Source organism: Psychrobacter immobilis, from assembly GCF_904846225.1.
GTDB lineage: Bacteria > Pseudomonadota > Gammaproteobacteria > Pseudomonadales > Moraxellaceae > Psychrobacter > Psychrobacter immobilis_F.
Genome location: NZ_CAJGZJ010000028.1, coordinates 1 through 21,436 on the forward strand (window position 1 = coordinate 1; position 21,436 = coordinate 21,436).

The window sequence follows — 21,436 nt, forward strand, 5'->3', positions numbered from 1 at the left end:
AGCTCGTAATTTTAAGTCAATGCTCTATCTAGCGTGTACTATCGTTCATTGTAAAATGAATTGAAGACACGCCCTAGTCACTCTTTTTTTGTTTTAGATTAGCCACTATTAGACCGTACAGCGAACGATATTCGGTATAAACTATTCAGTAATGTAACTAGAAGCGCAAGGATGCCTACTATGCTAAATGATAATACTAAGTTGATTAAGTCATGCCTTAATATAAGCTTCAAGCTCGCCTGCACAGCTCTACTAGCCATAACGACAGCCCAAGCGAACGACTCTACAGGTTACGTTGGTACAGGCGGTGTTGACTATATTAAGAATAAAAATATCAGTATGCATAGTGAGAATTTATATATCTCAAAAGATAAAATTCGCGTTGATTACGAGTTTAAGAATCTAACTAATAAAGACATTACTGAAACTATTTTGTTTCCGATGCCAGCTATTCCTAGCTTTACCGATTCAGACTATGCCGATACCAGTGCTACTTATAACAACTTTCAAGTTTGGGTAAACGATAAGTCAATTATGCCTGCTGAACATGTGCGCACTTTTATGTATCCGATTATCATCAAGAATACCGATACAACTTACGCGGACAACGCTGTTGATACCACTGCACTATTCAAGTCCTGCGGTCTTAACGAGGCGATTATGATGGGGCCTTGGACTTCTCAAGTAGATACCGAATATGTCAATCAGAAGCTTTTATCTTGTAATAATAAAGCACTAAATCGTTTTATAGAAAACAGAGAAGACCATTATATCCCTTGGGATTCACAAGTTGTCTATAGCTGGAAGCAAACTTTTAAGGCCCATACAATTACTAAAGTCAGACACGCTTATAAACCACTAGTCGGTGGCTCGGTACATTTAGGAGAACATGAATTTGCCACTTTTTGCGTGGACGGAGCTACGGAGCAAGCATTGAGTAAGACTGGCGCTCGCCCCTATCATGCCTTAAGCTACATCTTGACCACAGGTGCTAACTGGGCAAAACCTATAACCAATTTCAAACTTACTGTAGAGCGCGATCCTGATGAGCTAGTATCGTTCTGCTGGAAAGGTAAGGGTAAAGTTAAAAAAGTAGACGCCACAACATTTGAGATTAAAGAAACGAATTTTGTGCCCAAGCATGATTTTGATGTCGCTTTTATTATGAGGTAAAAATCAATAGAGTATTTTTTAGCCAATTATCATTTGTCATTTCTCTTAATACTTTCTATCCATTTGATGTAATCGAAATTTACCCTACTGATATTCAAACGCCAGTCATAAGGAAATAATTCTGATTGTATTATTTGTCGAATATTGTTTTGATGAATAAAACATCTATTTACCAATAATTCTCTTGCAGCTTTTACTGTAATGAGCATCTCTCCCCCATACTCTACACAGTCTTGTAAATAATCCTGCTCACTACGCAAATCTATCTTGCCATCGACATTAAACTTCCATTCATTAGCTGTCTCATAATTTCTAACAAAATCAGTTCGCCAACGCGAGTTATGTCCCCAGCCATGTGAAAGATCATGACATTTTCTATTATCTCGGCGATTGACAAAATACATCTCACTATTTTCAGCTAGATTTTTATCTATTGAGGAATGATCGTAAACAATTACTCCCGCTCTAGAAAATTGTAAATCACCAAACATAATCATTGGATATAGCTGTTCTTTTATAACTATTTGCGCTTGTTCGCCAAGCTTGATTTCATCATCGACATAGTAGATTTCATGATAAAAAGGATGATAGTGAAAGTTATCTATATTTGAAACTTGCATACCTACATCTGTAAAAAAGCGACTATATTCAGCTATCGTAAACTCACTTTGCTGACATAGCCATAGTAGATGGTCACTACAAACACTTAAAGAAAAAAGATCCCACAATTTTAAATTCAGCTCTTCATATGGATTAAAAGGCAGTTTTTCATAAGTCTCAAAACCATTACATTGGTCTATATATTGTTTGATTTGATCAAAGTTAAGCTTGGAAATTTTTGTAGCTATTTTGGTTATGAATGATTGGGGAGAATCATTTTTCGTATCACTAATGAGCTCTTCAATCATTTGAATCATTGATTTAGTCAAATTAATATCATAATTTTTTAAAGACTCACAGCGCTTTAGAAGACTCTGAACATCATCAATGTGTTCAAGCAAGACATCTTGATAAACGTTTTTACCTTCATAATTCACTAGTTCAAGATATAGAACCACACTCATTATTTTATCCAAAAAAATAGACTGAACGAATTCAGTCTATCCTATGTTTAACAATCTTAAAATATATTTTAAAAGAGTTTTTTAAACTAAACTCTGTACAGCCTCAACCACCGCATCCGCAGTAATTCCAAACTCTTTATACAAGTCCTCAGCTGGCGCAGATTCACCATAAGTCGTCATACCAATGACTTTGCCATCTAGACCGACGAACTTATACCAGTAATCCACATGAGCCGCTTCTACTGCGACGCGGGCGCGAATATTGGCAGGCAATACGGACGCGCGGTAGTCAGCATCTTGCTCCACGAAAATCTCTGCACACGGCATAGACACCACCCGGACACCAACGCCATTTGCGCTTAGTGTTTCATACGCTTCCATCGCAAGGCCAACTTCTGAACCTGTGGCAATGATGATGGCTTGTAGCTCGCCTTGCTCTTTCGCTAGTACATAACCACCTTTGGTGATGTTGACTACTTGCTCGCTATCACGCGCTTGATGTGGCAAGCTTTGACGACTAAAGATCAATGCTGATGGATTGTTTTCTGATTTGATTGCTTCTACCCAAGCGCTGGCAGATTCAGTCGCATCACACGGACGCCATGTGCGTAGATTTGGCGTGGTACGTAGGCTAGTCAACTGCTCAACTGGCTGATGCGTTGGACCATCTTCACCTAGACCAATAGAATCATGAGTATAGACATGGATGATACGTTGCTTCATCAATGCGCCCATACGAACCGCGTTACGCGCGTACTCCATAAACATGAGGAACGTCGCCACGTAAGGGATAAAGCCGCCGTGCAATGCAATACCATTGGCAATCGCGGTCATACCGAACTCGCGCACGCCATAATAGATATAGTTGCCGTCAGCGTCTTTCTCGATGCCTTTAGCGCCTTTAAATAGCGTCAGGTTCGAGCCAGCGAGATCCGCTGAGCCGCCCAACAATTCTGGCAATAATGGCTGCAAGGTATTGATGGCATTTTGACTGGCTTTACGACTGGCGACATCACCACCCGCTTCTTGAGTTTGCTGAATGTAGGCTTGCGCTTGGCTATTAAAATCAGCAGGCAAATCACCATTTAGACGACGTAGTAATTCAGCGGCTAATTCTGGATAGGCTTTTTTATAAGAGTCAAAGTCAGCTTCCCAGTTCTTTTGTTGCACGTCGCCTTTGGCTTTGCCATCCCACGCTTCATAGATTTCGTCATCTAATTCAAATGGCGCATGTTTCCAAGACAAGGCATCACGAGTCAAGGCGATTTCGTCATCACCCAACGGCGCACCATGGCTAGCCGCTAAACCTTGCTTGTTCGGGCTACCAGCGCCAATAGTGGTCTTGCAAATGATGAGACTTGGCTTAGTCGTTTCTTTAATCGCTTGCTCAGTCGCTTTGGTAATCGCGTCGGCATCATGACCATCAACTTTGATAACTTGCCAGCCATACGCTTCAAAACGCGCCCCAGTATCATCAGTGAACCAACCTTCGACATTGCCATCGATTGAGATACCGTTGTCATCATAAAAGAATACCAGCTTGCCAAGTGCTAACGTGCCAGCGAGCGAGCACACTTCATGACTGATGCCTTCCATCAAGCAACCATCACCTAAGAACGCATAGGTATGATGATCGACGACATTATGCCCTTCACGGTTGAACTGTGCCGCTAGTGTCTTTTCTGCAATCGCAAAACCGACCGCATTAGCAATACCCTGTCCTAGCGGACCAGTGGTCGTTTCAATACCTGGGGTATAACCAAGTTCAGGATGACCAGGGGTTTTTGAATGCAACTGACGGAAATCTTTCAGATCATCAACGCTGACATCATAACCTGATAAATGCAGCAACGAGTAAATCAGCATCGAGCCATGACCGTTTGACAATACAAAGCGGTCACGGTTATGCCACTGCGGGTCAGCAGGATTATGCTTCAAAAATTTGCGCCACAAAACTTCGGCAATATCGGCCATACCCATTGGCGCGCCCGGATGTCCAGAATTGGCTTTTTGAACTGCATCAAACGACAGTACACGGATGGCATTGGCTAGTTTACGTTCGCTAATTGGAGCTGGCATAGAGTGTCCTAATATTCGAATGAGAAGTGTGGAGCATAAGAGGAAAAGTGATTGAACAATAGAATAAGAACGCGATAAACGCTCTTAAGAATAAGGCTTTTAATTAAGGCGTAATATTAACATATTTGCCATAAGCTAAACTAAAAATGCACTGATAGAAGCGTTTGCATTTAGCAATCACTCCTATCAGTTTTGTTAAATAATCAACTATAATAGATTATTAACCATGAGCGGCGAATCTATCTAAAGATGCACCGCTTATATAAACAGACTTTTATTAAGCTGATATGGTTTCAGCACCGCCCATAAATGGACGCAAGACTTCTGGAATCGTGATACTGCCATCCGCATTCTGATGGTTTTCCATGACAGCCAATAGCGTACGGCCGACTGCCAAACCTGAGCCATTTAGCGTGTGTGCCAAGCTGGTTTGCTTGCCATCTTTGACACGTGTGCTCATACGGCGCGCTTGAAAATCACCGCAGTTAGAACAGCTAGAGATTTCGCGATACGTGTCTTGGCTTGGTAACCATACTTCGATGTCATAGGTTTTTTGTGCCGCAAAACCCATATCGCCAGTACATAGTTGCACCGTGCGGTACGGCAGGTTTAACTGCTGCAAGATATATTCGGCTTGCCCTGTCATGGCTTCTAGCAAGTCATCGGACTGATCGTTAGTACAAACATTGACCATCTCAACCTTTTCAAACTGATGCTGACGAATCAGACCGCGAGTATCACGACCGTGCGAACCCGCTTCACTACGGAAACACGGCGTATGGGCGGTGAATTTCAGTGGTAACTCGCTGATGTCTAAACGCTCGCCGCGCACCAAGTTAGTCATTGGTACTTCAGCCGTTGGAATCAGATAAAAATCCATGTCATCATTATTAGTATGATTGCTTAGCTTAAACAAATCATCTTCGAACTTTGGCAATTGGCCCGTACCTTTTAGGCTATCGCTATTAACGATATAAGGCACATACATTTCAGTATATCCATACTTGATCGTATGGGTATTGAGCATAAACTGAATCAATGCACGATGCATTTGCGCAAGCTGCCCTTTGAGCACATTGAAGCGGCTGCCCGTCAACTTGATGGCAGCTTCAAAATCGAGCATACCCAGCGTCTCACCGATATGAGTATGATCTTGAATCTCAAAATCAAACGTGCGCGGCGTGCCCCACTTGCGCATCTCGACGTTATCGTCTTCTGACGTACCCACGGGCACATCTGCTGCTGGGATATTCGGAATTTGCATCGCTGCTTTATTAATGCGCTCTTGCAAGCTACGCAGATTATCTTCAGCTTCTTTAATTTCGCCACTGACACTTTGCATCTCAGCCAGCAATTCGCTAGCATCTTCGCCTGACTTTTTCAGCGCGCCCACTTGCTTAGCACCTGCATTACGGCGCGATTGCAACTCTTCGGTTTTGACCTGTAGAGATTTACGTTCGGACTCAACGGTTTGCCAAAAATCCATATCAAGCGCATAGCCACGAGTGGCCAATTGCTGTTGTAAATCGCTTAAATCGCCGCGTAAGAGTTTCGGATCAATCATAATAGTTGCCTGTAACGCTAAAAGTGAGTAAGAGGTTTGAAAATATCATTAATATAGTCATTGCCCAGCATATTGTTATCACTAGATTAGTAACAATTGGCTGTGCCGCTATAATACCAAGACCCATCACATTTGACCATGTTTTGGCGATACTTTCATCCATCACTTTGATAATTAATGGCAGGCTATTTTCAACTTGATGATACGCTTTGGGCATTCAAGAGTCCTCATAAACATCATCTGACTCAATTAATAGCAGTAATATGACGTCTATCAGTGAACAGAGTGGCTTATCTGTTTCATTTAGGAGTACTTTTCGGTAAGATAAGCGCATAACTTTATTCTATTTTCAGACAAATAAGGCGTCACTGCTTTAATTTGGCTGTTTAAACCCAACGCTTTTAATACAAGTATTTGAGAAACCTTTATGGCCTTGTACCCCTACACTCTGCAACCTGTCGCCTTAAATCTAACTGAGGCTGAATTTCAACAAGCGCAGTACGAACTGTTTGCCAGTGCCAGCCCCTCTTTTGGTCTAAAAAGCATCAAAAAGAAAGAATGGATCATCATGGCAGTCGTCATAGTATTAGCACTTGCAGGACTGGTTTTCGTCACAGGCTATTCAACCATTATTTTTTGGGTGATGCTGGCTGCAGTCGTGATTTATGTACTGATTCGTACGCTTGGTTTTAAATGGTATGTCAAAAAAGAATTTGTAAAACAGGTTTCTGATCAAGAAATGCCTGATGAGATGCGTCAAATGAAACTGGGTGTACAAAAGCATGGTTTGGTCATGGCGATGCCAACCAATCAGCCTGACTTGATGAAAAGCTCACAAATGCGTGGCATGCAGATGCGTGCTGGCTCTACTCAGCAAGCGATTATTCCTTGGAGTGCCGTTAAAAGCTGGGATGAAACTGATGATTATATTTTTATGATGTTTGAGATGAAAGGTCAGCAAGGCAGCCAAATCGTACCTAAACGCTTGCAAACAGAAAAATTTCCGATTGATACGGTACGTCAACATTTGCAAGAGATTATTCCGGTTAAAGGCTTGAACCCTGAAAGTCTGCAACCACCCGCTTAGAGAACACAGCGCCTCTTTATCGTTCACATTGACGATAAAGAGGGCTACTTTACCCTTTAAAAAACCATTCTCATTTTTAAAAAACCAATCACATCGTTGTATTTAATAAATTTAACTTATAAACGGATTTTTGTTATTATAGTAAGCATCAAAAGACAAGTCATAAACAGTTTATTTTGTATCAACACTCACACTATAAGGATAATATTATGAGTAATACCAATAATGCTACTAACCAAATTGGCTTAGAAAAAGCAGATATGAGCGAAGTTATCGCTAAGCTAAACGGTTTGATTTCAAGCTATCATATGTTCTATATCAATGTACGTGGTTACCATTGGAACGTAAAAGGCGAGCACTTCTTTTCACTACATCCTAAATTTGAAGAGCTGTATACTGAATTACAACTTCAGATTGACGAAATCGCAGAGCGTATTTTAACTTTAGGCGGCACACCGCTTCATGCCTATAGCGACTTTGCTCAGCATACTGGCATTGAAGAAGATAAGAACGTCAAAGACGGCAATACTTGTGTGAAAGGTATCGTTACAGGTTTGCAGGCACTGATCGAAGAACAACGTGAAGTATCAGCGTTGGCTCAAACAGCAGACGATCAAGGTAGTGCTGATTTGGTAGATGATTATACACAGCAACAAGAAAAGCTTGTTTGGATGTATAACGCTTTCTTAGGCTAATCCTTCTTAGACCAACAACGAATATATTCAGAGCAATAAAAAAGCACCTAAATGGGTGCTTTTTTATTGCTCTGCTTTTTTTGAAAGAAGCAACTTATTATCAAAGAAGTCACTTATTATAAAAGGAGTAACTTACTTCTGAATCCATTGACGCATTTTTTCACGCTCAGCAGGCGTTGCTTGTAGCCAAATTTGCATGAACTGATCCAAATTGTCAGTAGATGAGCTCATGTTGGTGCTTGGACTGATTGAGGCTATGGTGTTCGTATTCGCATTGATTTGAGTGGTGGTAGATGGCTGGTTTATCGCGGCGATGGCACGCTGATTTTGTGTTTCAGCATCACCTGCACCATCAAATACACCACCTAATGCTTTACCCAAACCTGAAAACAAGCTGCCTTGATTATTCGCTATACCTTGTGCACTTGCGATCACAGTATTGTTTTGTTGTATCGCCAATGTTGGACGTTTGGCATATTCTTTAGCCGCTCTGTAGTCTTCTGGCTGATTCAGCATAGTGAGACGATAAGTCTGATTGTCCGTCAAATCTGCTACCACGCTGACGTTACCTGAGCGCAGATAGTCATGTTCATCACGGCTCAAATCATATAAGCGATCATATTTAGCGGTAATGGCATGTCGACCAGGCTCAAGCGTAAATTCTTTTGCTGATTGTTGAAAAAGGCTCTGCCCCAATTCCTGCCCATTAATAGCAGTTACTTTCATATGGTCACCAATCACTAGCGTTACGGCTGCCTGTGACAGCATAGGGACGAAAGCCGCCCCTATAAGCAACGTACTGATGGTCATTTTTTTTAGCAAAGAAGCGTTTGGTTTCATGATTGGTTCCATTAGTAGTAAAAGCGTTTTAGATAGAAAGTTTTATGTTCTTAATGCTAAAAATCGAGTGGCATCGTATGTTGATCTTGGTCAGCTGCATTATTATCTACTTGTGTCTCTTGAGCAATATCAGCCAACTCTGCCGCCAATGTCTGCTCATCAATGGTACGTAGTGCATCACTGATGACCGCTTTGGATATGTTACTACGCCCAAGGTTAGAAAACATCGGCTGAATATAATTAAGCACATCCATCATTGCGCCAATACGATGCGGCCCTTCGGTGAGCAAATAATCAATAATTCGATCATCAAACTGCCAACCTCGCCTCCGTAAAATAGACTGCAACAACGCCTGACGGTCAGCTAAATCATGACCATTTGGTACTTTAAACGTCGGTGCTTGCGCCAGACGGGTTAGCAAGTCTCTTAGCTGAAAAGGCAAATCATCCGCAGATTTGTTTGCAGCAAACAATAACTGACGCTGACCTTCACGACTACGATTGATCAAGTGAAACAAGGCTTCTTGCCATTGACTGCTTTGCTCAAGCACTTCTAAATCGTCAATCGCAATCAGATCAAAGTTCTCTAAAGAGGACAGTACATGGACATCTGTATGAATCAGCTCATTGAGTGACAAACAAATCGCTGACTTGTCCATCTCAATGAATGACTCGCAAATAGCAGAAAGCAAATGCGATTTGCCAGTAGCAGGGCTGCCGAACAGATACAGCTGACCAATCAGCCCGACATGTAGCTGCCGTACTGCATCAATAATCGACATCCAACCAGGACCGGCAAAGTCGCTTAAACTTGCATCATGCTTAATGTCCAGATTGAGACTTAGCTGTGCTTCTGCCATGAATCGTCAACTCGTTTGCGTAATGCAATATAAAAAAGAATAAATAATGGTTAATAGCTTTCTTTGGGATACTTTCATACTACCTGATAAAAATTTGCTGCATTACTATACTGAACTTAATCATAGTTGATGCGAGCAATCCTGCGCCTATATATAACATATTTGCAAAATGACTGACAAGTCTTTTACGGATTAAGCGTCATCACTCACTGTTTGCCACTCATCATTTATCATTTATCATTTATCATTTATCTGATTGCCGACCAATCTCTTATTACGATAGTGATTTAACCATAAATCGCTTAATTCTTTGTAAATAAAGCCAACTGCTTACGGCCTTTATAAAAATCCGTTGTGCGGTAGTGGGCATATAAATGACGGAATAATACGTTAAGAACGGCAGAGACAGGCAGCGCAATCAGCATACCAACGAAACCCAGTAGGCTTGCTCCCGCTAATACCGCAAAGATAACCCACAGCGGTGATAAACCAATCTTATCACCCAATAGCAATGGCTGTAGGATATAACCTTCCGCTGCTTGCCCAATCAAAAACGCACCGACAATCAACGACAGATAGGTCCAGTCCATCCCAAACTGGAATAAACAAGCCGTGATGGCAGCGATAAAACCAACACCAAAACCCAAATAAGGAACAAAGCTTGCGATACCTGCCACCATACCAATGATAAGTCCAAGCTCAAGACCAATAAGCTGCAACTGTATGGCATAAATGGCCCCCAGTAACACCATCACCAATAATTGACCTTTAATAAAAGCCATTAATGCACGATCACAGTCTTGAGCAATATTGACGACTTTTGCATAATACGGCTCAGGAACCGCCATCTTCCACGTATTCAAACGCTGATCCCAATTGAATAAGAAATAGAAGGTTAGAATCGGTACCAATACAATGAGCCCGGCACTATTGATAAAATTCATACCTGAGGCAATGATTTGGCTCATCACAGAACTGGCATCTTCGAATTTATAATTGGTTTGCATATATTCGACCAATGTTTCGGAGAATCCCTTGGGCTCTAATTCTGGCAAACGGATGCGACTGTTATTAGTGAACCATTCACGCACCACGTCATTATACCAATTCAAAACTTTAGGCAAATAATCCCAGGCAGCTTGCAGCTGATGCCACAGTGTCGGTATCAACCACCAAAGTAGCAATGCCATGCCCAAAGTGATGGTAGAGTAAACAATAATAATCGCTATCCAGCGCTTAATATATTTCGATAATCGTTTAACCAATGGGTTAAATAGATAAGCGAGTACAAATGCAACGACAAACGGTACAATGACGGGCAACATCAAATACAATAAAAAAATACTCACTACCAAACCAACGACAATAAACAAGCGCCGAAAAAAGGGATCTATTGGTTGGTTTATCATATTAAGCAATCCTATCATTAGGCTAATTTAAGAGAGTGGCGTAAAGATGTGAGCCGTATATTTTATCGAGCAATATCATACCAATAACGAGTGGTTATTGACCGTAAATTTAGCATGCTATTATCGCAGAGTACGACAAAAAATCAGTCATTTTTTGTTTCTTACCTCATTATTTACCGCTTAAAGCAAATCCTAGCGAAATATCAGCCAAATATCGGCAAGTTGCTTTGCGAGTAGCGGTCATTTTTGGGTATAATGCGCGCACTATCTACAGAATTAACACGACCGACTAACGTTTCTACTGACTGACCTTCATTCCCTATAAAATTTGTGAGATGACCATGAGCAACAAGCCTTCTTTAAGCTACAAAGATGCTGGCGTTGATATTGATGCTGGCGATGCGTTGGTTCAACGTATTAAATCAGTGGCAAAAGCCACCTCTCGCCCTGAAGTTGTGGGTGGACTTGGCGGCTTTGGAGCGCTTTGTCGTATTCCGACGGGTTACACATCACCGTTATTGGTTTCGGGTACTGACGGTGTCGGTACTAAACTCAAACTGGCATTGCAGTTGAATCGTCATGACACTATCGGCATTGATTTGGTCGCTATGTGCGTTAATGATTTGCTCGTTTGCGGTGCAGAGCCATTATTCTTTTTAGACTATTACGCAACAGGAAAACTCGATATTGATGTGGCGGCGACTGTCGTCACTGGTATTGGTGAAGGCTGTAAGCTGTCAAATTGTGCGCTGATTGGTGGCGAAACGGCTGAAATGCCAGGTATGTATCAAGATGATGATTACGATTTGGCTGGATTCTGTGTGGGTGTGGTTGAAGAAAGCGAGGTAATCACGGGCGAAAATGTCGCTGAAGGTGACGTATTAATTGCGCTTGCCTCAAGTGGCGCGCATTCTAATGGCTATTCATTGGTTCGAAAAGTCATCGAAGTCAGCGGTATTGATGTCACTAGCAGCGATGAGCAGCTAGACGGTCAGCCTATTCAAGACGCGCTAATGGCGCCTACTCGCATCTATGTAAAAGCCATTAAAGCCTTACAAGATACTCTTGGTAGCTCGTCCTTACATGCGATGTCACATATCACAGGTGGTGGCTTAACCGACAACCTACCTCGTGTATTGCCAGAAAATCTAGCCGCTAGTATCGATACCAATAGCTGGCAGTTCTCAGAGCTATTTACTTGGTTACAAACTCAAGGCAATATCGCACAGAACGAGATGTATCGCACCTTTAACTGTGGCGTTGGTTTTGTCATCGTTGTTCCTAAAGATAAAGCCGAGAGCGCGATTGAGATTTTAAACAATGCGGGCGAAAATGCGTGGCAACTGGGTGAAATGATCAAACGTGACGTGGACGCGGTGGTATACCGTTAATGTCCGTTAATACGAACCAAGCCCAAACGACCAAACCATTACGAGTTGCCGTTTTGGTATCTGGTAGTGGTAGCAATCTGCAAGTGTTAATCGATGCGATGCAGGCAGGCACGCTACCGATTGAGATTGTAGGCGTTATTAGCAACCGTGATGACGCTTATGCCACCACACGTGCGAGTGCAGCCTCCATTCCTGTCGCGATACTGTCACACGTTGCTAGCGGTAAACGCATGGGCATCAAAACGTTTGAGCGCCATGCCAGTGAGCAGCTAACAGAATGGCAGCCTGATTTGATTGTTTTAGCGGGTTTTATGCGGGTACTGAGTGGCTCATTTATTGATAATGCGCCAGCACCGATGATTAACTTGCATCCCTCCTTGCTACCTGCCTATAAAGGCCTTGATACACATCAACGTGTCATACAATCGGGTGAGCGTCATCATGGTTGTAGTATCCATGTCGTCACCGCTGATCTTGATGCTGGCGCTGTTCTGACTCAGGCTGTGTTAGACATCAATCAAAAAGACACGGCTGATGGCTTACAGAAACGGGTGCAAAAGCTCGAACATCAGCTACTGCCTTGGACCGTTTTGCTTTTAGCCAAAGGGGTTTTGTCATTGAAAGATGATGAAGCCATCAGTCAGCAAAGCATCTTTCTACCGACGCTGCCTTTAAAGCTATATCTAGAAGATTGATATATAGTCAAAGAACCATAGATTATTTACGGTACTGCTGGGATGCTTGTTTTTACGATAATTGTTTCGAAGCCTCTGTCTGCAACGGCACAGCAAGCGAGAAAAGTTTATACCAGCAGTATCCGACCTATCGATTTAATTTTTCGATGACTATGACAGTCAGAAAGCCACTCAGTATTTAGCTATAGACAGCCATAAGAAAAGCCCAGTCACTCAATTTCTGAATGACTGGGCTTTTTGGTATTTCTAATTAACAAGACGTTTAAAGGTTTTAACGCTTAAACGTCTAAAAATTATTTACCAGCAAACACATGTACCGCTTTGATGTTTACAAATTCTTTGATACCGAATCCACCATGCTCACGGCCATGACCTGAGTCTTTGACGCCGCCAAATGGTAACGCTGGATTGGCAAGACCGTAACCATTGATATAGACCATACCTGTATCAAACTCTTCACGAGCGAGGCGAACTGCTTTTTCTTCATCTTTAGAGAAGATAGCGCCGCCTAAACCATAACGGCTGTCGTTGGCAATACGCATGGCATCGTCTTGATCTTTAGCACGGATCAGTGAGGCTACTGGACCAAATAGCTCGTCATCATAAGCTGGCTGACCTTTTTCGACATTCTCTAAAATAGTTGCTGGATAGTAGCTGCTTTTACCTTCTGGCATTTTACCACCAACGGCTATAGTTGCGCCTTTGTTAATACTTTCTTCTACTTGCTCATGCAATTTTTCTTGCAAGTCTTTGCGAGCTAATGGACCAAGAGTTGAGCTGTCGTTCATTGGATCGCCTGATTTTTGGCTTTCAAACTTTTCGACAATACGCTTACGGAAATCATCATATACGCTATCAACGACGATAAAGCGTTTCGCTGCCACACAAGTCTCGCCATTATTGATGAGACGCGCTTGAGCGCAGGTTTCTACTGCTATATCTAAATCAGCGTCTTCTAGAACGATGAAAGCATCATTTGAGCCTAATTCTAACACTACTTTTTTGATTGCTTTTGCCGCTTGTTGACCAACGATACGACCAGCGTCATCGCTACCCGTAAGTGTGACACCGCGTACTTTTTCGTGACCAATTAACGTTTCTGACTGGTCATGATCGATCAAGATTGTGCGGAATAAATCGTTTGGCAAATCAGATTCATGGAATATTTTTTCAATCAATAAACCAGAACCCGTCACATTTGCTGCATGCTTAAGCAGGATACTGTTACCCGCCATCAAGTTAGCAATGGTATAACGGAATACTTGGTAAGCTGGGAAATTCCAAGGTTGCATACCGTAAATGATACCAATAGGCTGATAAGTAACGATACCTTTTTTCATACCTTCGATATCGCGTTCATCATCTGCAAGAGAGGCAATGCCGTTTGCAGCCGTGTAATCACAAATCGCTTTACATAGATCTACTTCTTGTAAGCTTTGATCATAAAGCTTGCCGCGCTCTTCGGTCATGAGCTTGGACAGCTCTTCTTTGTACTCCATCAGCTTATCGCCGATAGAGCTGATAATACGACCACGCTCTTCATGACTTACCGTGCGCCATTCTAAAAATGCATTATGAGAAGCATCAACAATCTTGTTGACTTCATCATTAGTCATATAGTTATATTCTTTGATGTTTTCGCCCGTTGCTGGGTTTACAGTAGTAATATCTGCCATGAGGCTTGTCCTTATTGGTTTAATGTTATTATTCGATTAAAAATTTATGGTTTGAAGATCATATAAGATGTGAGATCTGTATGTTATAGCTCAGAAACTAGCAGCATATATAAATACTGATAGTATCGTACAGCTTAACAATCAGTCTTTTAATTGTCTTTTTTCTTAATGAGCACTTATCATAGCAAAATGTTTGAATAGTAGTTTTACAAGTTATGAAGAAATGTGCGTAAGATGTTAAGAATGTGACTGTCTTATTAATTCTGTTTGAATTTGAGACAAATTCTGTCAGAAAAATAGAACAAATAAAAAACCAGCTGCAGGGCTGGTTAGATAAAAATTGCTTCTACTATTGGCAAATACATAAGTTAGAACAAAAGGTTAGATATTTCAAGACGCCAATCATTCATTAAAATAAGTGATTCATCACAGGAATGTCTTGTGGTGGATTCTCTTCTTCATCAACGATTTGACGTGCCACATGCATGATAAGTTGGCGCAACCAACGATGGGCTGGATGATGCTGTAATAAAGGTGACCATGCCATGGTTAGCTCAAATTCAGGGATAAAAAATGGCGGCTCTTCCATTTTGATACTGTCGTTATTGGCCTGCATCTTTGCCACACGAGTGGGTAATGTTGCAATCAAATCTTTGTTTGCCGCCAGCATGGCTGGCATCTGATAATGACGGGTAAAGACGCTAATTTGGCGTTTTTGTCCCAAACGTTGCAACGCTTGATCGATAGAACCAAGGCCACCAGATTTTTCTGGATTAACCCCAAACCCCACACCCATCCCCGTTTTAGACACCCAAACATGCTGCGCTTTCAAATAGTTTTTTAAATTGAAACGATTGGCATAAGGGCTTTCAGAAGATAACAAACAGCTAAAAGTATCACGCCATACCAAAACCTGATGAAAGCTCTGTGGTATCTCGTTAAAACGGTTAATCGCTAAATCTACCCGCCCCTGCTCCATATCTCGATAAGAGACATCCGACGGTGTCAAAAAATCCAAAACAACATTGGGTGCTTCAGAGCGTAGAGCCTTAACCAATTTTGGCACCAAGGTGGCTTCTGCATAGTCTGAGGTCATAATCCGAAAAATGCGCGAGGTACTATAAGGTCGAAATTCGGTACGTGGCTCTAGCACTTGTGTCAAATCAGCAAGTATTTCACGGATACGAGGCTGTAGCTCCAAAGCGCGCTCAGTCGGTGTCATGCCCTCAGATGATCGTACCAACAGCGGATCATTAAATAGCTTACGCAAGCGCCGCAAAATATTACTCATCGCAGGTTGGGTAATACCTAGCTGCTCGGCTGCGCGAGTGACGTTTTTTTCTCGTAGCAATACATCTAAATGTACCAATAAGTTCAAATCTACCCGCTGCAAATTCATATATAGCTCTCTTGACCTTTGAATAAATACCATGACCGATTTGGCATTTTTGCTGCTGTTTTGATAATTTCTTTAGTGCGGTTGGGATAACTTACAGCCTATCACAGCACAATTCTGCTATTTATTATCTAAATTAACGCCTTATTTGCTTATTATAACCCAATCTGGCACACATAAGTTACTGTTATATCTACATTATAACCTATAAAAATACCAAAGATAATTATCATAAATTAGATAAATCTTGGTTAGGCAGTTATAGTAAGTTTTATGGATATCTTGTAACACAGATACTAAAAGTTAGGTTGATACGTTGATTATATTCGTTTGACTAACACCCTAATAAGTTAAGTTAATGCTATTAGCCAATCACAGAATATTGTTCGTTAACTACTTTTAAATAAGATATTTTTCAAACATGACACTAGCCACTGATGAGATGGATAATTTTATCGCACAAACTACTAATTATTGTAACACCTCTTATCGGCAATTATGACATGGCGACACAAGAAATAGCGTAAGCGCCTTAGAAACCTATCAATAAGCCAGTCGTCTTTTATATGTGACTGATTGGTTTATAACTACCGAGTTCAATAATAACCTTGTGTTAGTAGATAGCTTTGTTTAGGGTAATAAAGGCTTCAGTTAATGGATTACCACTGTTTCTAACCTTATAAAATATCGATACTATTAATTAATATACCGTCTTAACGTAAGCTTTTTTAGTACTTCATTTATTTATTTTTATACCACACCAAGGAGACTATAGATGTCAACTGCATATAAATCAGCGATCGACTTAGTACGTGAATTAAAGCAAAAGCACGGTAACTGGCAGAACATTAGCGAAACTGATGCAGCACGTATGATGTCACAAAATCGTTTCAAAACGGGTTTGGACATCGCGAAGTATACGGCAAAAATCATGCGTCAAGATATGGAAGATTATGACAATGATACCTCTCAGTATACGCAGTCTTTAGGTGCATGGCATGGTTTTGTGGCTCAACAAACGATGTATGCTAAGAAAAAATATTTTGGTACGACTTCTAAAACATACATCTATCTTTCAGGTTGGATGGTAGCAGCGCTACGTTCTGAGTTTGGTCCACTACCTGACCAATCTATGCACGAAAAAACGTCAGTACCTAAGCTAATCGAAGAGATTTACACGTTCTTGCGTCAAGCCGATGCCAAAGTATTAAATGACTACTTCCGCGAGCTAAATGCTGCTGAAGAAGCGGGTCAAGACACTTCAGCCATTGTAGAAAAAATCGAAAACTTTGATTCGCATGTCGTACCAATTATTGCTGATATCGATGCAGGTTTCGGTAACGAAGAAGCCACTTACCTATTGACTAAGCAGATGATCGAAGCAGGTGCTTGTGCCATTCAGGTTGAAAACCAAGTATCTGATGCTAAGCAATGTGGTCACCAAGCGGGTAAAGTAACCGTACCGCACGAAGACTTCATCTCTAAGCTAAACGCTATCCGTTATGCATTCTTAGAGCTTGGTGTTGAGGATGGTATTATCGTTGCTCGTACTGACTCTGAAGGCGCGTCACTCACGCAAAAAATCCCAGTATCAAATGAGCCAGGCGATCTTGCTTCTCAGTATATCGACTTTATCGAAATGGAAGAAGTCACGTTAGAAAATGCCAAAGAAAACGACAGCTTACTTAAGCATAACGGCAAACTAGTACGCCCAGTTCGTTTGCAAAATGGTTTATATCAGTTCCGTGAAGATACAAACATCGACCGCGTGGTACTTGACTGTGTAACAGCGTTAGAAAACGGTGCTGATCTGTTATGGATCGAGACACCTACTCCAGACGTAGAACACATCAAAATGATGGTTGACCGTATCAAAGAGCAACAGCCTAAAGCGAAGCTGGTATATAACAACAGCCCATCATTCAACTGGACGCTTAACTTCCGTAAACAAGTGATCGCTCAGTGGGAAGAAGAAGGCAAGGACCTCTCTGCATACAACAAAGATGACTTGATGAGTGTTGATTACGATGGTACGGATCTTGATGCAGCTGCTGATATCGCCGCTAAGAACTTCCAGCGCGATGCATCACGTGAAGCGGGTGTATTCCATCACCTAATTACCCTACCGACTTACCACACGACGGCACTTAGTGTCCATGAACTTGCGAAAGGTTACTTCGGTGAAGAAGGTATGCTTGCTTATTCTGCTGGCGTACAACGTAAAGAAATCCGTGAAGGCATCGCTTGTGTTAAGCATCAAGCAATGGCAGGTTCTGATCTTGGCGATGATCACAAAGAGATCTTCTCAGGTGATAACGCTTTGAAAGCGGGTGGCGGCAAAAATACGATGAACCAGTTCTAATAGCTGACATTTACAAATATACGTTATAAAAAGAGCCGCTCTGCTTCAAGTAGAGCGGCTTTTTTGTCACTCTCTAAGAACTTATACAATATTAATCAGAGCGCTTGTTATCGGTTTTTTCAGTGCTCTCAGTTTTGTCATTTAACCGAATACTCTTCTTATCTTTTGGATCATTGTTTTTCTGCTCTTCGCCCATCAGCTCACGTTTTAAGTTTTTTAGACGCAGATCATTTCTAAAAAACCTATAATAGACGGCTTTTATGATTCTATATATCAGATAAAAAATACCACCAAGTACGACCAACCACCATATTTGTATCAGACCAAGTGCAAATGACTTGAGCATCTCCCAGCCATATTTGAATGATTGATTGACCTGCGCGCCAAAGCTTGGGCTTTCGGCATCGAGCAGTACATCTAGGTTTTGCGTGGTTTCTTTATAGCTGATATCTGGCTGCATAAATGTTAGGCTGATGGTACTGTACTGAACCTTATCAGCGATATTCATCTGCTCAAGCTGAGCGAGTTGTTGCTGACGACGAGCCGCATAAGTGGCAGTGATGGCATCGACATTACTGCCTTGATCTTTGTCATTTTTGCTTTTGAGACGCTCTTCACTAAGCTCACTTGCCATGTCGTTGCTGAGCTGGTCTGCTAGCTGCTCACGATAAATATCCAATGTGACATCTTGGGCGCTAAATTGGTGCTCATTGAGAAACTTGACTTGCCGCTGTAATTGCGCCAAGAATTTATTGACATGGACACGAGGGACACGAACAGTCATCTCAGCATAACGAGTATAAGTGGTGAGTGTGATATTTTTATCGCCTTGCACAAAAGTTTGGCTATCACGCGGCGTATTATTGATCTTGCTGAGCGCGACATAGCCGCCTTGTTGTCGTGTTAAACTCTCAATGGCATTACTGCTTTTGACCACATCTTCGACTTTAAAATCAGCACTGGCAGTAATCAGTAGCAATTTACCAGCGATTTTAATCTCTGCGGCTTGGCTAGCCAATGTTTGCTCACTGTCACCTGATAAATTCTCAACACTTAAATTGCTAGAGGCAGACTTAGTGTTTGATGACAGATCAGACGTAGGCTTTGACATGATACCATTAATCTCACTATCAACAGCCTCTTCGGTTACCGACTGAGCTTCCTCCATATCAGCGCTACTCTCTTCATACTCAGAAGAGTTGCTACAACCGCCTATCAACAAAAGCGAAGCCAAGATTGCTGGTAGTGTTAAGACTTTCAGACGCAAGACCGCATTACTGCCATTAGTTTTAGAATTTATTATATAATTCATAATTTAAAACATACTTTTGTTTAATAATTTCTTTCAATTATAGGAGCTAATAGCCAAAAGTAAATCTCTAATGTTAAAACTTTTACTTGTCATTGATAGATAGCTTTCATACGATAGTATTACTTACGTTTATTAGCATTTTTAGGAGCGGTTATGCAAGAGATTGAACTGAAGTTTTTGGTGCCAGAGTCACGATTAAAGGGTTTAATTCGTCAAGTAAAAGTTAAATCCTCACAGGTGAAAAATCTGGCTGCCCACTACTACGACACACCTGATCAACAACTGGCACAGGCAGGTATTGGGTTGCGTATTCGTAAAGAAGGCGATACATGGGTGCAGACCATCAAGGCGGGCGGCGATGGTATCGCAGCACGTTTAGAGCACAATGCCATATTGGACAGTGAACAAGTACAGGCGATGGTGGATAATAATACGCTGATGCCTGATTTAACTATTTACAAAGATACCGACATCGCGCCTGCTCTAAAAGAATTTAAGCTCAAAAAACTGGCAAAAACGCTGACACGGTTGTATATCACTGATATGCAGCGCACCACACGATTGTTAACAGAAAAAGGAGCGGAAGGCACTGATGACAGCCTGGAGATAGCATACGATCATGGCGAAATTATTCACGGCAATGATGACAGCCAGCGAGATGTGATTCAAGAGATTGAGTTTGAATTGATATCAGGCGATTTAGACTTTTTATTTATGACCGCCAAAACATGGTGTAAGCTGCATAAGCTTTGCTTATCTACCGTGACCAAGGCAGAGCGCGGTGGACTTCTCATCAAAAACCAAAGCCACAGTCCAGCAGTAAACGCTGACCTCAGCCAACTCAAAATCAATAAAAAAATCAGCATGCCCGCCTTTGTGCGTGCAGCCGTGCACAACTGTCTGCTGCAAATACTACCAAACAGCAGTGCTCTCGTAGCAGGTAGCACTGACGATGAACACATTTTGCAATTGCATATCGGTATTAATCGCTTGCGCGCGGCAATAGAGGCCTTTGCTAGCTTTTCTGATGAAATCAATCCCGATTGGCAGCCAATACTAAAGCAAACGGCTACCCTACTTGGCAATTATCGTGAATTGACTCATTTAGCAAATCACATTGATCCTGAGCTGCAAGGACATGGCTCTCCCGCAATTGATTGGTCTATAGACATTGATGCGCTAAAAACTAAGCCAATAGATGCGGTAAGGGCCAATGATTTTCAGCTAACCTTGCTAGAGTTGATTGCTTTTACCATGAGTGATCCAAACCTTGAGCATGACGCTGATAAGCTTGCCATCGATAAGCTCACAAAAATTTTATCCAAGCACTATAAAAAATGCCTCAAAGCCGATAAAAAAACGCATGAGGTAAGTGATGCTGGTTTTGATAGCGATGACGCAGATATAGACGTAAACGTAAACACAGATATCGTTGATGAAGATCAATTCGAGAGTGAGTTATGCGACCATCTTACAGCGTTACGCTACATCAGTGAGTTCTCCGCTCCCTTACTAAGCCATAAAAAATCCAAGAAGAAAACCAAGCATTGGCTGAAGCACCTGATAAAAGCGCAAACAGCTTGGGAACAATATCATGCTCACACACACTATCAACAACGCTATCAGCTAAAATCGCTGTCAGATGCCAATGCGCTGTATGGTGTGGGTTGGTTTGCTGCAACGCTAGAAAAAGACCGTAAACGCGCTGAAAAACGCTTGGGTAAAGTGATAGATAGCGCAATATAGTGAATTCGTTTTAGAATCGATACAGTGCGACTGGGATAAGTTTTGTGTTGCCTCTGTCAAGCTTGCGAACAGCACGCCAGAAAATTT

At 41.7% G+C, this 21,436-nt stretch carries 17 protein-coding genes; 7 read left to right on the plus strand and 10 right to left on the minus strand.

The genetic code is table 11. The features are described from left to right. The first annotated feature begins 180 nt into the window (after positions 1-180). Positions 181-1,173: a DUF4424 family protein gene (locus JMX48_RS12830; protein ID WP_201538427.1), complete on the plus strand. Its 993-nt coding sequence runs from the start codon at positions 181-183 to the stop codon at positions 1,171-1,173. 29 nt (positions 1,174-1,202) lie between these two features. On the opposite strand, the gene JMX48_RS12835 is transcribed toward JMX48_RS12830, so the two are convergent. From JMX48_RS12835 to JMX48_RS12850, 4 genes are all read right to left on the minus strand, one after another. Further along, complete coding sequence (locus JMX48_RS12835; protein WP_201538429.1) at positions 1,203-2,237, minus strand: hypothetical protein; 1,035 nt, start codon at positions 2,235-2,237, stop codon at positions 1,203-1,205. An 81-nt stretch (positions 2,238-2,318) separates the two neighbouring features. Next, positions 2,319-4,316 carry a transketolase gene (gene tkt / locus JMX48_RS12840; protein WP_201538431.1) on the minus strand — a complete coding sequence of 666 codons (1,998 nt, stop codon included), beginning with the start codon at positions 4,314-4,316 and terminating at the stop codon, positions 2,319-2,321. A gap of 277 nt (positions 4,317-4,593) precedes the next feature. Next, positions 4,594-5,880 (minus strand): serine--tRNA ligase, encoded by a 1,287-nt coding sequence (gene serS, locus JMX48_RS12845; protein ID WP_201538433.1) that lies wholly within the window; start codon positions 5,878-5,880, stop codon positions 4,594-4,596. Then, on the minus strand, positions 5,873-6,097 hold the full coding sequence (locus tag JMX48_RS12850; protein WP_201538435.1) for a hypothetical protein: 225 nt from the start codon (positions 6,095-6,097) through the stop codon (positions 5,873-5,875). Before JMX48_RS12850 ends, serS begins: the two co-directional genes overlap by 8 nt. A gap of 210 nt (positions 6,098-6,307) precedes the next feature. Here JMX48_RS12850 and JMX48_RS12855 point away from each other — a divergent pair, with 210 nt between their 5' ends. Both JMX48_RS12855 and JMX48_RS12860 read left to right on the plus strand, forming a co-directional pair. After that, positions 6,308-6,967, plus strand: a complete 660-nt coding sequence (locus tag JMX48_RS12855; protein ID WP_201538437.1) for a YcxB family protein — start codon at positions 6,308-6,310, stop codon at positions 6,965-6,967. 209 nt (positions 6,968-7,176) lie between these two features. After that, positions 7,177-7,662 carry a Dps family protein gene (locus JMX48_RS12860; RefSeq protein ID WP_201538439.1) on the plus strand — a complete coding sequence of 162 codons (486 nt, stop codon included), beginning with the start codon at positions 7,177-7,179 and terminating at the stop codon, positions 7,660-7,662. 132 nt (positions 7,663-7,794) lie between these two features. Here JMX48_RS12860 and JMX48_RS12865 read toward each other — a convergent pair whose 3' ends face one another. The 3 genes from JMX48_RS12865 to JMX48_RS12875 all read right to left on the minus strand — a co-directional run bounded on the left by JMX48_RS12865 (position 7,795) and on the right by JMX48_RS12875 (position 10,771). Beyond that, positions 7,795-8,502 (minus strand): DUF2057 family protein, encoded by a 708-nt coding sequence (locus tag JMX48_RS12865; RefSeq protein ID WP_201538441.1) that lies wholly within the window; start codon positions 8,500-8,502, stop codon positions 7,795-7,797. A 56-nt stretch (positions 8,503-8,558) separates the two neighbouring features. Continuing rightward, entirely contained in the window at positions 8,559-9,362 is an 804-nt protein-coding gene (gene hda, locus JMX48_RS12870) for a DnaA regulatory inactivator Hda (protein ID WP_201538444.1), read from the minus strand. 302 nt (positions 9,363-9,664) lie between these two features. Next, positions 9,665-10,771, minus strand: coding sequence for an AI-2E family transporter (locus JMX48_RS12875; protein WP_201538446.1), 1,107 nt, complete (start codon positions 10,769-10,771; stop codon positions 9,665-9,667). A gap of 341 nt (positions 10,772-11,112) precedes the next feature. On the opposite strand from JMX48_RS12875, the gene purM reads away from it, so the two are divergent. Together purM and purN are read left to right on the plus strand one after the other, a co-directional pair. After that, the gene (purM, locus tag JMX48_RS12880; RefSeq protein ID WP_201538448.1) at positions 11,113-12,162 is read left to right on the plus strand and encodes a phosphoribosylformylglycinamidine cyclo-ligase; all 1,050 of its coding nucleotides are present in this window, start codon (positions 11,113-11,115) and stop codon (positions 12,160-12,162) included. Beyond that, positions 12,162-12,857, plus strand: coding sequence for a phosphoribosylglycinamide formyltransferase (gene purN / locus JMX48_RS12885; RefSeq protein ID WP_201538450.1), 696 nt, complete (start codon positions 12,162-12,164; stop codon positions 12,855-12,857). Before purM ends, purN begins: the two co-directional genes overlap by 1 nt. A 293-nt stretch (positions 12,858-13,150) precedes the next feature. On the opposite strand, the gene JMX48_RS12890 is transcribed toward purN, so the two are convergent. Continuing rightward, complete coding sequence (locus tag JMX48_RS12890) at positions 13,151-14,533, minus strand: NAD-dependent succinate-semialdehyde dehydrogenase (RefSeq protein WP_201538452.1); 1,383 nt, start codon at positions 14,531-14,533, stop codon at positions 13,151-13,153. A gap of 409 nt (positions 14,534-14,942) precedes the next feature. Then, on the minus strand, positions 14,943-15,932 hold the full coding sequence (locus JMX48_RS12895; RefSeq protein WP_201538454.1) for a LysR family transcriptional regulator: 990 nt from the start codon (positions 15,930-15,932) through the stop codon (positions 14,943-14,945). A gap of 772 nt (positions 15,933-16,704) precedes the next feature. Between JMX48_RS12895 and JMX48_RS12900 the strand changes: the two genes are divergently transcribed. Continuing rightward, the gene (locus JMX48_RS12900; protein ID WP_201538456.1) at positions 16,705-18,291 is read left to right on the plus strand and encodes an isocitrate lyase; all 1,587 of its coding nucleotides are present in this window, start codon (positions 16,705-16,707) and stop codon (positions 18,289-18,291) included. Positions 18,292-18,382: 91 nt separating this feature from the next. On the opposite strand, the gene JMX48_RS12905 is transcribed toward JMX48_RS12900, so the two are convergent. After that, positions 18,383-19,603, minus strand: a complete 1,221-nt coding sequence (locus tag JMX48_RS12905) for a DUF4349 domain-containing protein (RefSeq protein WP_201538458.1) — start codon at positions 19,601-19,603, stop codon at positions 18,383-18,385. A 153-nt stretch (positions 19,604-19,756) separates the two neighbouring features. On the opposite strand from JMX48_RS12905, the gene JMX48_RS12910 reads away from it, so the two are divergent. Continuing rightward, positions 19,757-21,349, plus strand: coding sequence for a CYTH and CHAD domain-containing protein (locus tag JMX48_RS12910; protein ID WP_201538460.1), 1,593 nt, complete (start codon positions 19,757-19,759; stop codon positions 21,347-21,349). Positions 21,350-21,436: the final 87 nt, after the last annotated feature.

Excerpts from the sequence above, each read along its gene's own strand:
- JMX48_RS12830 (WP_201538427.1), top strand. The coding sequence starts at position 181 with ATGCTAAATGATAATACTAAGTTGATTAAGTCATGCCTTAATATAAGC.
- JMX48_RS12835 (WP_201538429.1), bottom strand. The coding sequence starts at position 2,237 with ATGAGTGTGGTTCTATATCTTGAACTAGTGAATTATGAAGGTAAAAAC.
- tkt (WP_201538431.1), bottom strand. The coding sequence starts at position 4,316 with ATGCCAGCTCCAATTAGCGAACGTAAACTAGCCAATGCCATCCGTGTA.
- serS (WP_201538433.1), bottom strand. The coding sequence starts at position 5,880 with ATGATTGATCCGAAACTCTTACGCGGCGATTTAAGCGATTTACAACAG.
- JMX48_RS12850 (WP_201538435.1), bottom strand. The coding sequence starts at position 6,097 with ATGCCCAAAGCGTATCATCAAGTTGAAAATAGCCTGCCATTAATTATC.
- JMX48_RS12855 (WP_201538437.1), top strand. The coding sequence starts at position 6,308 with ATGGCCTTGTACCCCTACACTCTGCAACCTGTCGCCTTAAATCTAACT.
- JMX48_RS12860 (WP_201538439.1), top strand. The coding sequence starts at position 7,177 with ATGAGTAATACCAATAATGCTACTAACCAAATTGGCTTAGAAAAAGCA.
- JMX48_RS12865 (WP_201538441.1), bottom strand. The coding sequence starts at position 8,502 with ATGAAACCAAACGCTTCTTTGCTAAAAAAAATGACCATCAGTACGTTG.
- hda (WP_201538444.1), bottom strand. The coding sequence starts at position 9,362 with ATGGCAGAAGCACAGCTAAGTCTCAATCTGGACATTAAGCATGATGCA.
- JMX48_RS12875 (WP_201538446.1), bottom strand. The coding sequence starts at position 10,771 with ATGATAAACCAACCAATAGATCCCTTTTTTCGGCGCTTGTTTATTGTC.
- purM (WP_201538448.1), top strand. The coding sequence starts at position 11,113 with ATGAGCAACAAGCCTTCTTTAAGCTACAAAGATGCTGGCGTTGATATT.
- purN (WP_201538450.1), top strand. The coding sequence starts at position 12,162 with ATGTCCGTTAATACGAACCAAGCCCAAACGACCAAACCATTACGAGTT.
- JMX48_RS12890 (WP_201538452.1), bottom strand. The coding sequence starts at position 14,533 with ATGGCAGATATTACTACTGTAAACCCAGCAACGGGCGAAAACATCAAA.
- JMX48_RS12895 (WP_201538454.1), bottom strand. The coding sequence starts at position 15,932 with ATGAATTTGCAGCGGGTAGATTTGAACTTATTGGTACATTTAGATGTA.
- JMX48_RS12900 (WP_201538456.1), top strand. The coding sequence starts at position 16,705 with ATGTCAACTGCATATAAATCAGCGATCGACTTAGTACGTGAATTAAAG.
- JMX48_RS12905 (WP_201538458.1), bottom strand. The coding sequence starts at position 19,603 with ATGAATTATATAATAAATTCTAAAACTAATGGCAGTAATGCGGTCTTG.
- JMX48_RS12910 (WP_201538460.1), top strand. The coding sequence starts at position 19,757 with ATGCAAGAGATTGAACTGAAGTTTTTGGTGCCAGAGTCACGATTAAAG.